At 68.8% G+C, this 13,611-nt stretch carries 14 protein-coding genes; 4 read left to right on the forward strand and 10 right to left on the reverse strand.

Annotated features, from left to right (window positions below; translation table 11 throughout):
- Positions 1-22: 22 nt before the first annotated feature.
- The 10 genes from OHN74_RS02395 to OHN74_RS02440 form a co-directional block, all read right to left on the reverse strand.
- Positions 23-877 carry an NAD(P)-dependent oxidoreductase gene (locus OHN74_RS02395; RefSeq protein WP_327692826.1) on the reverse strand — a complete coding sequence of 285 codons (855 nt, stop codon included), beginning with the start codon at positions 875-877 and terminating at the stop codon, positions 23-25.
- On the reverse strand, positions 877-1,434 hold the full coding sequence (locus tag OHN74_RS02400) for a DoxX family protein (RefSeq protein ID WP_327692827.1): 558 nt from the start codon (positions 1,432-1,434) through the stop codon (positions 877-879). The genes OHN74_RS02395 and OHN74_RS02400 overlap by 1 nt, the downstream gene beginning before the upstream one ends.
- Positions 1,431-2,345: an alpha/beta hydrolase gene (locus OHN74_RS02405; RefSeq protein WP_327692828.1), complete on the reverse strand. Its 915-nt coding sequence runs from the start codon at positions 2,343-2,345 to the stop codon at positions 1,431-1,433. Before OHN74_RS02405 ends, OHN74_RS02400 begins: the two co-directional genes overlap by 4 nt.
- On the reverse strand, positions 2,342-4,018 hold the full coding sequence (locus OHN74_RS02410) for a thiolase C-terminal domain-containing protein (RefSeq protein ID WP_327692829.1): 1,677 nt from the start codon (positions 4,016-4,018) through the stop codon (positions 2,342-2,344). The genes OHN74_RS02405 and OHN74_RS02410 overlap by 4 nt, the downstream gene beginning before the upstream one ends.
- Entirely contained in the window at positions 4,015-5,379 is a 1,365-nt protein-coding gene (locus OHN74_RS02415; RefSeq protein WP_327692830.1) for a cytochrome P450, read from the reverse strand. Before OHN74_RS02415 ends, OHN74_RS02410 begins: the two co-directional genes overlap by 4 nt.
- Positions 5,380-5,396: 17 nt before the next feature.
- On the reverse strand, positions 5,397-5,588 hold the full coding sequence (locus tag OHN74_RS02420) for a ferredoxin (protein WP_327692831.1): 192 nt from the start codon (positions 5,586-5,588) through the stop codon (positions 5,397-5,399).
- Between the two features lie 82 nt (positions 5,589-5,670).
- Complete coding sequence (locus OHN74_RS02425; RefSeq protein ID WP_327692832.1) at positions 5,671-7,041, reverse strand: ABC transporter substrate-binding protein; 1,371 nt, start codon at positions 7,039-7,041, stop codon at positions 5,671-5,673.
- A 55-nt stretch (positions 7,042-7,096) separates the two neighbouring features.
- Positions 7,097-8,305, reverse strand: a complete 1,209-nt coding sequence (locus OHN74_RS02430) for a CaiB/BaiF CoA transferase family protein (protein WP_327692833.1) — start codon at positions 8,303-8,305, stop codon at positions 7,097-7,099.
- On the reverse strand, positions 8,302-9,738 hold the full coding sequence (locus tag OHN74_RS02435) for an aldehyde dehydrogenase family protein (protein WP_327692834.1): 1,437 nt from the start codon (positions 9,736-9,738) through the stop codon (positions 8,302-8,304). The genes OHN74_RS02430 and OHN74_RS02435 overlap by 4 nt, the downstream gene beginning before the upstream one ends.
- A 34-nt stretch (positions 9,739-9,772) precedes the next feature.
- Positions 9,773-10,504 (reverse strand): SDR family oxidoreductase, encoded by a 732-nt coding sequence (locus OHN74_RS02440; protein WP_327692835.1) that lies wholly within the window; start codon positions 10,502-10,504, stop codon positions 9,773-9,775.
- A 256-nt stretch (positions 10,505-10,760) separates the two neighbouring features.
- Between OHN74_RS02440 and OHN74_RS02445 the strand changes: the two genes are divergently transcribed.
- Genes OHN74_RS02445 through OHN74_RS02460 form a run of 4 tightly spaced genes read left to right on the forward strand, consistent with a single transcriptional unit; the run spans position 10,761 to position 13,608 of the window.
- Positions 10,761-11,471, forward strand: coding sequence for an SDR family NAD(P)-dependent oxidoreductase (locus OHN74_RS02445; RefSeq protein ID WP_327692836.1), 711 nt, complete (start codon positions 10,761-10,763; stop codon positions 11,469-11,471).
- Positions 11,468-12,001, forward strand: a complete 534-nt coding sequence (locus OHN74_RS02450; protein WP_327692837.1) for a carboxymuconolactone decarboxylase family protein — start codon at positions 11,468-11,470, stop codon at positions 11,999-12,001. Before OHN74_RS02445 ends, OHN74_RS02450 begins: the two co-directional genes overlap by 4 nt.
- Positions 12,002-12,035: 34 nt before the next feature.
- Positions 12,036-13,301, forward strand: coding sequence for an aromatic ring-hydroxylating oxygenase subunit alpha (locus OHN74_RS02455; protein WP_327692838.1), 1,266 nt, complete (start codon positions 12,036-12,038; stop codon positions 13,299-13,301).
- A complete protein-coding gene (locus OHN74_RS02460) occupies positions 13,288-13,608 on the forward strand; it encodes a hypothetical protein (RefSeq protein ID WP_327692839.1) in 321 nt (106 codons plus the stop codon). The genes OHN74_RS02455 and OHN74_RS02460 overlap by 14 nt, the downstream gene beginning before the upstream one ends.
- Positions 13,609-13,611 lie beyond the last annotated feature (3 nt).

Below are 13,611 nucleotides of genomic sequence, written 5' to 3' on the forward strand. Positions count from 1 at the left end.
AGCACATTTCCGCTCAGGAGAACTATCCTGTCGACCGCCTCCCGGAGATCAGTGGCCGTTCGATCCGCGCCATGGCCGTGAGGGCGTCGTCGGCCGTCCGCATCACGGTCGCGCCCGCCGTGGTGCCGGCCCCTTCGGCGAGGTCCGCCAGCAGCCGGGCGTCCTTGCGCAGCAGCGGACCGCCATGCGTGGCGATCCGGTCGAGGGTGCCACCGGCCTCGGCGACCCGGTCGAGCGCGAAACTCGCCCCGCTGCCGTGTGCGAGGACGTCGGCGAGGCCGGCGGGATCCACGTCGAGGGTTCGCCCGAGGGCGAGTACGTCCGCGGAGGCCGCGAGATTCGCCGTGAACAGGGCGTTGTTCAGCAGCTTGGCGACCTGCCCCGAGCCCAGCGGACCCATATGGACGACCGGATCGCCGTACGTCTCGAACACCCGTCGGCAGAACGCCACGGTCCCGGACTCGCCACCGACCATCACCAGCAGCCGCCCCTCGGCCGCCGCAGCGCCACCTCCACTGACCGGCGCGTCGACCAGGGCGACCCCGCGCAACCCGGCCCGGTCGGCGAGCCGACGGCAGGTGTCGGGGTGGACGGTGCTGTGCACGGCGATCACCCCGCCGCGCCGAAGCCCGGCGAGCACACCATCGTCGCCGGCGATGACCTCCTCGATGTCCGCGTCGTCACCGACACAGACACACACGAGGTCACTTGCGGCGGCCAACTCGGCTGCGGATACGGCACGTTGAGCAGGCGTACCGGCGAACGGGGTCAGCGAGGCGGGTCTTCTCGCCCACAGCGTCGTCGTGAAACCCGCGTCGACGATGCGCCGTGCCATGGGCCCGCCCTGATTTCCGAGCCCGATGAACCCCACACGCATCAGCCGGTCTCCTGCCCGGTCACTCCGGTGACGGCCGGATCCTCCGCCTTTACGGCCCGTTCGGGACGCTCGGGCCGCCAGAACGTCGCCAGCAGCCCCGCCGTCGCCACCACGGCGACCCCGAGCGCGATGGCGCCCCCGGCCCAGCCGGTGACCTCGATGTCGGCAGCGTGGTCCACGGAGACCTTGCCGGGACCCAGTACCCCGAGCGCCAGGGAGATCGCGGCCAGCATCAGGACGTACTCGTAGCCGTCCTTGAACACGAAGAACCCGTTGGGCCGGTGGGCGAGGAGCCCCGCGACCAGCATCACCGAGACCACCGCCGCGCAGGCCAGCGGGGTGAACAGGCCGAGGACCAGGAGCGCTCCCGCGCCGACCTCGGTGACCACGCTCATCCACGCCTGCAGCGTCCCGTGCCGCAGCCCGAGCCCGCCGAACCAGCGGGCCGTGCCCTCGATCTTTCCGCCGCCCCGCCAGTGGTTGAGCCCGTGCGCGATCATGATGACGCCCAGGACCACTCTCACGACCAGTACCGCGACTGCTTCCGCGTTCGTCAACTCGCCCTCCCCTGCTGCCGTTCGGCGACTTCCGCCGCCGCTGCCGCTTCTGCTTCCTCGCGTGCGAGCACGCACTCCTCAACGAACGAGAGCACCTTGAGGTGATAGGCCAAAGACGTCAACCCAATGCTCAAGTTGTGTCCGCCGCCCGCCTGTTCGTCGACGGCTACCCGGGGCGACGCGGTGAACAGTGAGGCGATGTCGGCGAGGGCCGACGGTCCGGAGTTCCACACCCGCTCGTGTTCGCCGAGGGTGTAGTGGACGGGGACGCGGATCAGGGGGGCGAGCTGGGGAAACGTGTCGATCCAGCTCCGGGCCACCACACCCTCGTAGGCGGGTGAACGCGAGGAGATGCGGGCGCCGCCGACCACGTCGTCGGCGTACAGACGGGACGGCTGCCACAGCAGGTCGCGTACTCCGCTGTTCGGCGGCCGGTGCCGCCAGTCGCCGAGGATTCCGGCCGCGTCGTCGTGGTGGCGGCGTCCGGTGCCGGCGATCTCCAGGCCGAGCAGGTCCGGTCCGCGCCGCTCGTCGGCCGCCATGCGGATTCCGAGTTCGCTGCCGATGGAGTGGGCCCACACGAAGACGCCGGCTCCGCGCGGTCGGGCGGCGAGGAGTCGTTCCACGGTCCCGTAGGCGACATCGACGCGTCGCTCCGGGGACGTGAACTCGTCGGCGTACGGGGCCGAACTGCCGTATCCCGGACGGTCGATGGCGATGACGGTGAAGCCGAGGGCCTCACCGGTGCGCAACAGGGACAGCCGGGGCCGGTCCGGGTAGTCGAAGTAGCCGGAGAAGGCAGCCCCGCCGTGCAGCGCGAGGACGACGGCGCGCGGCTGCCGTGCCTCGCGCAGCAGTGCCGATACGGGGATGCCGTCCACGTCGACGACGACGTGTGAGGCAGCGGTCATGTGTCGGTCCGGAAGAGGATCGCGCCGCTGGGGGTGAGTCCTCCGGTGCTGACCACGGCGACCCGGGCGTCCGGCACCTGGCGCGCGTCGGCCTCCCCGCGCAGCTGGGTGATCGCCTCGTGGACCAGCCCCAGGCCGTGGGTGCGGCCGTGCGAGAGCTGGCCGCCGTGGGTGTTCAGGGGCAGCAGTCCGTCGCGGGCGATGTTCTTGCCGCCGTCCAGGAAGTCCTTGGCCTCGCCGATCCCGCAGAAGCCCAACGCCTCTATCCAGGACAGGCAGTTGAAGGTGAAGCCGTCGTAGAGCTGGGCGACGTCGACGTCGGTCGGCCGCAGCGAGGTACGGGTCCACAGGTGGGCGGACTGGCCGAGCACCTGGGGTTCGTGGGTGAGCGTGCTCTGGTCCCACTCGATGCGTTCGAGGATCTGGGTGCCGACCGCCTCCACGAGGACGGGCGGTCTGGCCAGGTCGCGGGCCGCGTCGACGGCGGACACGATCACGGCGACCGATCCGTCGCAGGGCACGTCGCAGTCGTACAGCCCGAAGGGGGTGGTGACCGTTCTGGCCTGGAGGTAGTCGTCCATGGTCAGCGGGTCGCGGTAGATCGCGGTGGGGTTGAGCGCGGCGTTCGCCCGCTGGTTGAGGGCGATCCAGCCGAGAGTCTCGCGGGTCGTGCCGTAGCGGTGGAAGTGGCGTTGCGCGTTCATGGCGAGGGTGTGCGAGGCGGAGATCGCGCCGAAGGGCTTCATCCAGCCCGCCGCCGGTGCGCCCGCGCCGGGCGGGGCGATCCGGCCGCGCTTGACCAGTTCCCCGTACGACGACTCCCAGACCGTACGGAAGCACAGCACATGCCGGGCCAGCCCGCCGGCGACCGCGAGCATCGCCGCGATCAGTGAGCCGCCGGGGCCGAAGGTCTCGCTGCCGCCGTTGTACCAGGTGGGGCGGACGCCCAACGCGGCCTCCAGCGCCATCACTCCGCCCTCGGCGAAGCCTCCGTACGCCCCGGCGCCCGGGTAGGCCGCCAGTCCGTCGATGTCGGCGATGGTCAACCCGGCGTCGGCGATGGCGCGTTCGCAGGCCTTCACCGTCAGGGACAGGGGCGGCACGAGAAGGCGGCGCCCGACCTCCGACGCGCCGACGCCGGTGATCGCGACCTTGTCCTCGAACTTGTCCGGCGTCGCCATCGGGCGTACATGGGACCGGAACCGGGCGGGCTCGATGGCGTCGGCGGGGAAGGCTGTCGGTGACTCCTGGTCGGCCGCCGGACGGAACAGGGGCAGCCACGCGTCCCCGGCCCGCTCGAAGACGACCTCCATGCGCATGCCCAACTCCAGCCGGTCGGGCTCGCATTGGACGATGTTGGTGGTGAGGCGGACCCTGGGATCCTCCTCGATCGCGACCTGGGCCACGACGAACGGCGTCGGCAACCCGGGTGCCGGGAAACGGTGGTTGACGGTGAAGCCGATCAGGGTCGCGAAGCCGGAGACGGCCCGCACGCCGGTCTCTTGCCCGTGGCAGTGGCGGCACACCGGCTGCGGCGGATGAATGAGGACCGCGCAGGACCGGCACTCCGTCAGGCGCAGCCGGCCGTCCGCGCCGGAGGTCCAGAAGAAGGCGTTCTCCTCTGTGATCTCCGGCGCGGCCCGCCCCGGCATGTCGGGGGTCTCGTCGGTCATTCGGCGATCTGCGCCTTCGCCCTGCGAACCGTCACCGGCTCGGCGAGCCGCTGCTCGTCGCAGACCTGCTGCAGCTTCTCCAGCGTCTCGTCGAGTCCGGCGCCGAGCCGGGGGCCCGGGGTGAAGGTCGCCGGGAGATGGCGCATGCCCTGGATGATGCCGATGGTCTCGTAGTGCACAGTGCCCTCCGGGTCGCACCGGTAGTCGGGCATACGGTCGAACACCTGGGTGACCATGCGCTTGAAGACCGTACGCGCGACGTTGGATCCGATGCAGCGGTGGATGCCGAGGCCGAAGCTGCTGTGCCGGTTGGCCGGGCGTTCCAGATGGATGGTGTCGGGGTCGGGGAAGACGGAGGGGTCGCGGTTGGCCATCGCCCAGGACAGCCAGAGCCGTTCTCCCTCCTTGAACCGTGTTCCGGCGATCTCGCAGTCGGCGGAGAACGTGCGTCCGTCGCCCGGCGCAGGTGCGAAGAACCGCAGGAACTCCTCCGTGGCAGAGTCCAGCAGGGTGTCCCGCTCGCGGCTGAGGCGGTCCCGCTCAGCGGGATTCTCCCCGAGCCACTCAAGCGCGTGCGCGGTGAGCGCGGTCGTGGTGTCGAAGCCGCCGCCGATCAACAGGGCGAGTACGCCCAGGAGTTCACTGTCCGGCGGGGTCCTGCCGTTGATGTCCGCGTGGATCAGGGCGTCCACCAGACCGGGCCTGGGGTTGGCGCGGATCTCCGCGATGGTCCTGGCCAGGCCGATGCCCATGTTCCGGGCCAGTTCGGCGACCCGCTTCATGTCGGGCGAGTCCGGCGGTGTGTAGACGGAGGCGTGGGCGGGCTCGTTGTAGACGGTCCAGTCCTTGAGCGGGATACCCATCATCGCCAGGGTGAGGACGGCCGGGACGACGTTGGCCAGGTCGTCTACGAAGTCGATCCGGCCGGACTCGATCTTCTCGTCGATGGCGGCCCGCACCACCTCGTCGATCACCGGGACCCAGCGGCTGATGGCGGCCGGCGAGAGGTAGGGGTTGAGCGACTGGCGGTAGTGGCGCTGCTCGGGCGGGTCCATCTCCAGGAACCCGCCCTGAACCTGTCCCCGTTCCTTGGACGGCGGCGGGATGGTGATGCCCTGGTATCCGCGCCGCTCCCCCCTCACGTCGTGGTCGTTGGAGATGAACTCGGCTGCCCGGGCCAGTTCGAAGACCTCGCGGTTGCCGCTGGCGACCCAGTGGCCGCCGTGCGTCTCGGTCCAGGCGATCGGGCACCTGGACTGCAACTCGTGGGTGGTCTCGGTGAACTGGTGCCGGTACTCGGGGGTGTGCCGGTCGAAGTGGACCGTGTGCTTCTTGCGGTCGGCGTCGTCGTCCGTGGTCATCGGTTGTCGTTCTCCCCTCAGGAAACGAAGATCGCGCGTTCCGGGCAGGACCTGACCGCCTCGACGACCTGGTCCTGCTGGTCGTCCGGAACCTCCTCGTCGGTCACCGACGAGTGACCGTCGATCTCGCTGAGCTCGAACACCTTCGGAGCTCTCATGGCGCAGAGCGTGTGACCCTGACAGCGCTCCGGGTCGACCCGTACCTTCACGACCTGATTCCTTCCTGCCGCAACTTCGGGTTTCCTGCCGTTACTTGGTGCCTGCTACGGCGACCGGGAGCTCTCGGCTCCGCTACTTCAGGTCCGCCATCGACTTGCCGACGTCGGCGAGCGTCATCGGCTTGCCATAGGAACCCTTGTACTTGTAAGCCGGGATGTCGCAACGGTAGGAGCCCTGATCCGGCTTGAAATCGGCGACGGTCCAGCCCTTGTCGGTCGCCTGCACCACGTTGAAGCACTTGGGCGGGTTGGTGACCTTCGTCAGGTCCATGGGGGCCTGGAGACCGCCCGCGGTCCACTCCGTCTGTTTCATCGCGTTCTCGTACACGCACTTGCGGGTCAGGTCGTCGCACTCACCGGCAGCGGTGGCGAACAGCAGCCAGGCGGTGAAGGAGCGCAGCGCGGGCAGGGTGACCTGGGCGTCGGGCGCGTACTTGGCGAACAGCTCCTGGACCTGCTTGGTCGCCGGGTTGTCGGCGGCCTGCTCCAGCGGGGTGACCCCGCTGAGATCGGCGTAGTTGTTCTGCTCCGCGATCGCGGTTCCGGCCAGCTTGAGGAAGGCGGGGCCGTAGGCGTTGTTGTTGGTGTCGATCCAGTCGAGCTTGTAGCCGGTGTTGGTGAGCGCCTGTTCCAGCTTGGCGAGCTCGGCGAAGGAGCCGTTGAAGATGAGGCCCTTGATCTTCTTGCTCTTGATGGTCTGCGCGTACGGCGTCCAGTCGGAGACGCCGGCCGCCGGGTAGACGTCCGCGTAGTCCAGCTTGCCGCCGAGCGCCGGGATCAGTTCCTTGTCCTGCTCGGCGATGACCTTGGTGATCGGAACGTCACCGGAGATGACGCCGACGTGCTGGGCGGAGTCCGGGAAGGCCTCCTTGATCAGCCAGGAGTAGTAGCCGGTGTATACCGCGTAGCCGACTCCCGCGCTCTGGGCGAGCACCTGGAGGTCCGCGCCGACGGCGTTCACCATGCCCGACTGCGCGGGGAAGTCGGGCAGCAGACAGTTCAGCCGCGCCTTGACACCGAGCCCGTCGAAGGCGGCACCGCCACCGACGAGCGCGAAGTCGTCCCGGCAGGCCTCGATCATCCGCTGCTGCACCTCCATGAGCTTGGAGTCGCGGGTGACGGGGACGATCTTGCGGCCGTTGATGCCGCCGGCGGCATTGCACCACGAGGTGAACACCTTGGCCGCGTTGACGAACTCCGGGTTCTTGGTGAACCCGATGTCGCTGAACACACCGACCTTGATCTCGCTGTCGGTGACTCCCTGTTCGGTCACGGACTTGGGGCTGCCGGAGTGGCAGACGTTCTTGAGTGTGCCGAAGTCCGCGTTCGCGGCGGCACCGGACGCGGATGTGGACGGCTCTCCGGCACTGGATGTGTTCGTGGAGCGATCGGAACACCCGGCCAGGGCCAGGACGAGCGCGGTCGCGATGAGCAGTCGTCTCATCGGTCCTCCCGGTGAAATGGGTTCTGGAACCGCGGTGATCACCCAGGTGCGGTGATCAGGTGACCGCGCCCGCCTCTTTCAGTTCGAGGATGCGGGCCCAGTCCAGGCCCAGTTCGAGGAGGATCTCCTCGGTCTGGGCGGCGAACTCGGGCGCAGGCCCGAGTGGTACGGGGGTGGTGACGTCGAACTGCACGGGGCTGGCGGCGAGTTGGAGTTCGCCGGCCGTCACGAGGTACTCGTTGGCCCGGACCTGGGCGTCCTCGCCCACCTGGAGGGTGTTCTGTACGGGGGCCCAGGGTCCGGCGAGGGTGGCGAAGCGCTTCGTCCAGTCGGCGAGTGTGCGGCCCGCGAGCACCTCGCGCAGGATCTTGACGGCCTGCTCGGTGTTGGCGGCAATGAGGTCGGCGGTGGCGAAGCGGGGGTCCTCGGCGAGGTCCGGGCGGTCGATGTGGTGGCACACGTCGGCCCAGAACTTGCCGGGCTGCATCATCACGAAGGCCAGATGGTGGCCGTCGGAGGTGACGTACAGCCCGGACAGGGGGTTGGCCGGGGAGCCGTGGGCGCCCGCCGGTGGCGCGGCCCAGGGCCTGCCGAGATGGAGGGAGAGCGCGGTGGCGTGTCCCATGGCCCAGACGCCGCTGCCGAGCAGGGACACGTCGACGACCGAGGTCTCACCGGTGCGTTCGCGTCGCAGCAGCGCCGCCGCGATACCGCCGGCGAGGTTGGTCCCCGAGATGGTGTCCCCGTAGGCGGGTCCGGGCGGGTTGATGAGACCTTCGCTGCCGGCCGGGGTGATGCTGGCCGCGGTGCCGGCCCGGCACCAGAAGGCGGTCATGTCGTAGCCGCCCTTGACGGCCTCGGGGCCGCGTGGTCCGAGGGCGCTCCCCCGGGCGTAGACGATGTCCGGGTTGACGGCGCGGATGTCGTCCACGTCGATGCCGAACCGTTCGCGGTGTCCGGGCAGGAAGCTGGTGAGGAACACGTCCGCGCGCCTGGCCAGGTCGTAGAGCACCTCGCGGCCCTCGGTCTTGGAGATGTCGAGGCCCAGGCTGCGCTTGCCCCGGTTGGCGTGCTCGACGTTGGGGTTCGGGTCACCCTCGACGACGAACGTGCCGGTCCGCCTGAGCCCGCGTTGCGGATCGCCGTTGACCGCGTGCTCGACCTTGATGACGTCGGCACCCCAGTCGGCGAGTACGGCTCCGGCCGAGGGGACGAAGCCGTACATGGCGACTTCGAGGACCCGGATTCCCTCCAGGGGCCTCACCGGACGACCGCCGCGAAGGACTTGTACTCCAGGAACTCCTCAAGCCCGGGGACCCCGCTCTCGCGGCCGATGCCGGACTGCTTGTAGCCGCCGAACGGCACGTCCGCGGCGAAGTAGTTGCCGCCGTTGATGCTGAACGTGCCGGTACGGATGCGGCGGGCCAGGGCGACGGCCCGTTCCTCGTCGGCGCTCTGGATCCCGCCGGACAGCCCGTAGACCGAGTTGTTGGCGATGCGCACGGCGTCGTCATCGTCGTCGTACGGGATGACCGCGAGCACGGGGCCGAATACCTCGTCCTGGGCGATCTCGCTGTCCGGGTCGACGTCGGTGAGCAGGGTGGGAGTGAAGTAGAAGCCGGGGTCGACCTTCGTACCCCCGCTGACGAGCTTCGCGCCCGCGGCGACGGCCCGCTGGACCATGCCGTCGACCTTGTCGCGCTGTCTGGCGCTGATGAGCGGCCCGGCGAAGGTCTTGGGGTCGGTGGGGTCGCCCATGCGCATCCGGGCAAGGCCGGCGGCGACCTTCTCGACGATCTCGTCGTGATGCGCCCGGGGCACCAGAAGCCGGGTGGTGAGCGCGCAGCCCTGTCCCGAGTGGGAGCAGATGGTGCCGGCCGCGAACATGGCGGCGGTGGTGAAGTCGGCGTCGTCGAGGATGATCATCGCGGACTTGCCGCCGAGTTCCAGGAACACCTTCTTCACGGTGCGGCCGGCGACCTCCATGATCCGGCGGCCGGTGGCGGTGGACCCGGTGAAGGAGACCATGTCGACGTCGGGGTGGCCGGTGAGCACCTCGGCGGCCTCGACGGAGGTGGAGGTCAGCACGTTGACCACGCCGGGCGGGATGTCGGTGTGCCCGGCGATCAGTTCACCCAGGAACAGCGTCGTCAGGGGCGTGTCCGGGGCGCCCTTGAGGACGACCGTGCAGCCCGCGGCGAGCGAGGGGGCGAGCTTGGCCAGGGCCAGCTGGTTGGGGTAGTTGTACGCGGTGATCGCGGAGACGACCCCGACGGCCTCCTTCTCCACCCAGCGGCGGTGGCGCTGACCGCGGATCTCGACCTCGCCGAGGTCCTCGGTCAGGGGGTACTTGCGCAGCAGGTCCGCGTAGTAGCGGACGAGTTTGACCGGGTCGTCGAGCTGGGGGCCGTAGGTGAGCATGCGGGGTGCGCCGACCTCGGCGATCGTCAGCTCGCGCAGCTCTTCCAGGTGGTCGGTCAGCGCCTGGTGGAGCTGGTCGAGACAGCGGATGCGGAACTGGACGTCGGTCGGCCAGTTCGTGGTGTCGAAGGCGCGACGGGCGGCGGCCACGGCGGCCTCCGTCTGGGCGACCGTGGCATCGGGAGCCTGGCCCAGGACCTCGCCGGTGGCGGGGTTGAGCGAGGGGAAGAGGTTCTCGGTCCCGACGAGCGATCCGTCGATCAGCAGCCGCTTCACCGCGAACTCCCCTTTACGTCGCCGACCTGCCGCCTCACAGCCGGACCCCCTGGCCGCCGTCGACGGCGACGACCTGGCCGGTCAGCCAGCCCGCGGCGTCGGAGAGCAGGAACAGCACGGTCGGGGTGAGGTCGCCCGGCTGCCCCATCCGGCCGAGCGCCAGCCTCTGCGCCATCGCGGCCTGATGTTCCTTCGGCAGGACGGTGCCGGTGGCCTCGGTGTCCGTCGGTCCCGGGGCGATGCCGTTGACCCGGATGTTCCGGCCGCCGAGTTCGGCGGCGAGCGAGGCGGTGAGGTGGTTGATACCGGCCTTGGCGAGCCCGTAGTACCCGGTGGCCATGTAGGAGGCGGTGGACGACTGGTTGACGATCGCGCCGCCCTCGGTCATGTGCGGGACGACCGCCCGGGTGCAGTAGATCGCGCCCATCAGGTTCACCTGGAGGAAGCGGTTGAGGTAGTCCAGGTCGACGGTGGTGAGACCGTCGCGCTTCATGCTGTGGTAGATCGCGGCGTTGTTGACCAGGTAGTCGATCCGGCCGAACTCCGCGACCGCGGCGGCGGCCATCGCCTCGGCCGACTCCGGGTCACCGACGTCGACCCTGACGAAGACCGCCCCGTCGATGTCCTTGGCGACCCGCTGCCCCTGCTCCTCGTTGATCTCGGCGACGACGACGCGGGCACCCTCGGCGGCCAGCGCCCGAGCGTAGTCCTCGCCGATTCCCTGTCCGGCACCGGTGACGATCGCCACCTTGTCCTGGAACCGCATCCTGTCTCCTTGCTCGGATGGGCGGCCTTGCTCCAACGTGGCGGAAACTACATTCTCACTTTCAGCAAATCAACCATCCGAACACGAGAATGTGCCGCATCACAGTGAGTTGACGGCAACCGGAGCACCTCGACGCATCGCCCCCGACGCCTCACTCCCCACCGGGAGATCCGCACGACACTTCCCGGCGACCACCAGCGAGAATATCATTCTCGCTCAGGGAAGGAATATTTTCATGATCCACGTGGGAGACCGCATGAAAACCGCAGTTGTCACCGGAGGCAGCTCCGGGATCGGGCTGGCCGTCGCCGAGCGACTGAAGGCCGACGGCTATCACGTCGCGACCCTCGACCTGAACCCATCCGACTCGGCCCCGGCACTGTCACAGATCGCCGACGTCACCGACCGGGCCCAGGTGGACAAGGCGCTGGCCGCCGTCCGGGAGCGGCTCGGACCATGCACCATCCTGGTCAACGCGGCCGGAGTGGCCGGCTACAAGCGGTTCCAGGATCTGACGTTCGCCGCCTGGCAGCGGGTCGTCGACATCAACCTCAACAGCGTCTTCCACTGCGTCCAGGCCGTACTGCCCGACATGCTGGAGGCGGGCTGGGGACGGATCGTCAACATCTCCTCCTCCAGCGCCCAGTCCGGGCAGCAGTTCATGACGCACTACGTCGCGGCCAAGTCGGCGGTCAACGGCCTGACCAAGGCGCTGGCACTCGAACTGGGCCCGGCCGGCATCACCGTCAACGCGGTGCCACCGGGCTTCATCGACACACCCATGCTGCGCAGGGCGGAGTCGCGCGAACTGCTCGGCGGGACGGTCGAGGAACACATCGAGCGCACCCCCGTACGGCGGGTCGGACGCCCCGAGGACATCGCCGCGGCCTGCGCGTTCCTCGTCTCGGAGGAGGCCGGGTACATCACCGGGCAGATCCTGGGCGTGAACGGCGGGCGCAACACATGAACCACCCGCGCCGTATCGCGCCGCTCCCGCACGCCGAGTACCTGAAGGCGCTGGGCCCCTCGGCCCCCGACCCGCAGAAACCGCCCTCGAACGCGCTCGGACTGCTCGCCCGGCACCCCGAACTGGCCAAGGCCTTCCTCGCGTTCAACAAGTACCTGCTCGTCGACTCGACGCTCTCGAAGCGCACCCGTGAGCTGGTCGTCCTGCGGGTGGCATGGCGGCGGCAGTGCCGGTACGAGTGGGCGCAGCACGTCCTGATCGCCCGGCGCGCCGGGATCTCCGACGAGGAGATCGACCTGGTCCGGACCGGCGCCCCGACACTCCTCAACCGGGCGGTGGACGAGCTGGAGACGGACTCGCGGCTGTCCGACGCGACCTACGAGGCACTGGGCGCGGACCTGGACGAGCAGCAGCTCCTGGACCTGGTGTTCACGGTCGGCACATACGGCGTGCTGGCCACGACCTTCAACACCTTCGAGGTGGAGCTGGATCCAGGAATCCCTCACGAGAACTTCAATAGCCACACATGAGAATGCTATTCTCATTTTGGAGAAGGGAGTGATCATGCCACACTTCGCCAAGCCGGCGGCCGGAAGCTGGACCGAGCAGTACCCCGAGTTGGGCACGAGCCCCGTGAACTACGAGGACTCGATCGACCCCGCGTACTACGAGGCCGAGCGGGAGGCCGTCTTCAAGCGGACCTGGCTGAACGTCGGGCGCGTGGAGCAGGTGCCGAAGACCGGCAGCTACTTCACGAAGGAGCTCGCGGTCGCGGACACCTCGCTGATCGTCGTGCGGGGCAGGGACAAGGAGATCCGTGCCTTCCACAACATCTGCCGACACCGCGGCAACAAGCTGGTGTGGAACGACTTCCCCGGTGAGGAGGTCAAGGGCACCTGCCGTCAGTTCACCTGCAAGTACCACGCCTGGCGCTACAGCCTCGACGGCGATCTCACCTTCGTCCAGCAGGAGCAGGAGTTCTTCGACCTGGACAAGTCCGACTACGGCCTCAAGCAGGTCCGCTGCGAGGTCTGGGAAGGCTTCGTCTTCGTCAACCTGGACCCGAACGCGCCGCCGCTGCGGGAGTACCTCGGCGACCTGGCCAAGGGCCTGGAGGGCTATCCCTTCCACGAGATGACCGAGGTCTTCACCTACAAGGCCGAGATCGGCAGCAACTGGAAGCTGTTCATCGACGCGTTCGCGGAGTTCTACCACGCCCCCGTCCTGCACATGAAGCAGGCCGTCAAGGACGAGGCCGACAAGCTCTTCAACGTCGGGTACGAAGCACTGCACTACGAGATCCACAGTCCGCACTCGATGATCTCGTCCTGGGGAGGCATGTCGCCGCCCAAGGACCTGAGCATCGTCAAGCCCATCGAACGCGTGCTGCGCAGCGGCCTGTTCGGACCGTGGGAGGCGCCCGACATCGAGGGGCTCGACCCCCTGCCCCCCGGCCTCAACCCGGGCGGGCACCGAGCCTGGGGGAACGATTCCTTCGAGTTCTTCCCCAACATGACGCTGCTGATCTGGAAGCCCGGCTGGTATCTGACGTACCACTACTGGCCGACGGCGGTGGACAGGCACATCTTCGAGGCCAACCTGTACTTCGTGCCCGCCAGGACGGCCCGCGAGCGGCTCAAGCAGGAGCTCGCGGCGGTGACGTTCAAGGAGTACGCCCTCCAGGACGGCAACACCCTGGAGGCCACCCAGACCATGCTCAAGAGCCGGGTCGTGACCGACTTCCCGCTCTGCGACCAGGAGTTGCTGCTCCGCCATCTGCACAAGACGGTCGCCGACCACGTCAAGGAGCACACCGATGCTGCCCAGTGAGTTCGCGGCGCTCGAACCGTTCACCCCATGGGTCCTGGAGACCGAACGGGAGCGCTACAGCAAGCGCCTGGCCAGCTCCATGGAGGAGATGCAGGCCTTCTACGACGTGGCGTTCCCGCTCCTCGAGCAGGCGTCCGACCACCTCGACAACTACCCGCTCGACGAGCTTCCGGAGCCCGAGCGCAATCTGCTCCTGCTGATGTTCTCCCTGGTGAACGTCTCGTTCCCGGTCGAGGTGTGGAAGCAGGCCCGGGTACCGGACAGCGGGGCCGCCTACATGGACCTCGTCGTCGAACCCAGGGTCTGACCG

The organism is Streptomyces sp. NBC_00459, assembly GCF_036013955.1.
Classification (GTDB): Bacteria; Actinomycetota; Actinomycetes; order Streptomycetales; family Streptomycetaceae; genus Streptomyces.

What these genes read in the sequence shown, in the direction of transcription:
- OHN74_RS02425 (WP_327692832.1), bottom strand. Translation starts at nt 7,041, where the DNA reads ATGAGACGACTGCTCATCGCGACCGCGCTCGTCCTGGCCCTGGCCGGG.
- OHN74_RS02415 (WP_327692830.1), bottom strand. Translation starts at nt 5,379, where the DNA reads ATGACCACGGACGACGACGCCGACCGCAAGAAGCACACGGTCCACTTC.
- OHN74_RS02395 (WP_327692826.1), bottom strand. Translation starts at nt 877, where the DNA reads ATGCGTGTGGGGTTCATCGGGCTCGGAAATCAGGGCGGGCCCATGGCA.
- OHN74_RS02460 (WP_327692839.1), top strand. Translation starts at nt 13,288, where the DNA reads ATGCTGCCCAGTGAGTTCGCGGCGCTCGAACCGTTCACCCCATGGGTC.
- OHN74_RS02440 (WP_327692835.1), bottom strand. Translation starts at nt 10,504, where the DNA reads ATGCGGTTCCAGGACAAGGTGGCGATCGTCACCGGTGCCGGACAGGGA.
- OHN74_RS02450 (WP_327692837.1), top strand. Translation starts at nt 11,468, where the DNA reads ATGAACCACCCGCGCCGTATCGCGCCGCTCCCGCACGCCGAGTACCTG.
- OHN74_RS02455 (WP_327692838.1), top strand. Translation starts at nt 12,036, where the DNA reads ATGCCACACTTCGCCAAGCCGGCGGCCGGAAGCTGGACCGAGCAGTAC.
- OHN74_RS02445 (WP_327692836.1), top strand. Translation starts at nt 10,761, where the DNA reads ATGAAAACCGCAGTTGTCACCGGAGGCAGCTCCGGGATCGGGCTGGCC.
- OHN74_RS02405 (WP_327692828.1), bottom strand. Translation starts at nt 2,345, where the DNA reads ATGACCGCTGCCTCACACGTCGTCGTCGACGTGGACGGCATCCCCGTA.
- OHN74_RS02410 (WP_327692829.1), bottom strand. Translation starts at nt 4,018, where the DNA reads ATGACCGACGAGACCCCCGACATGCCGGGGCGGGCCGCGCCGGAGATC.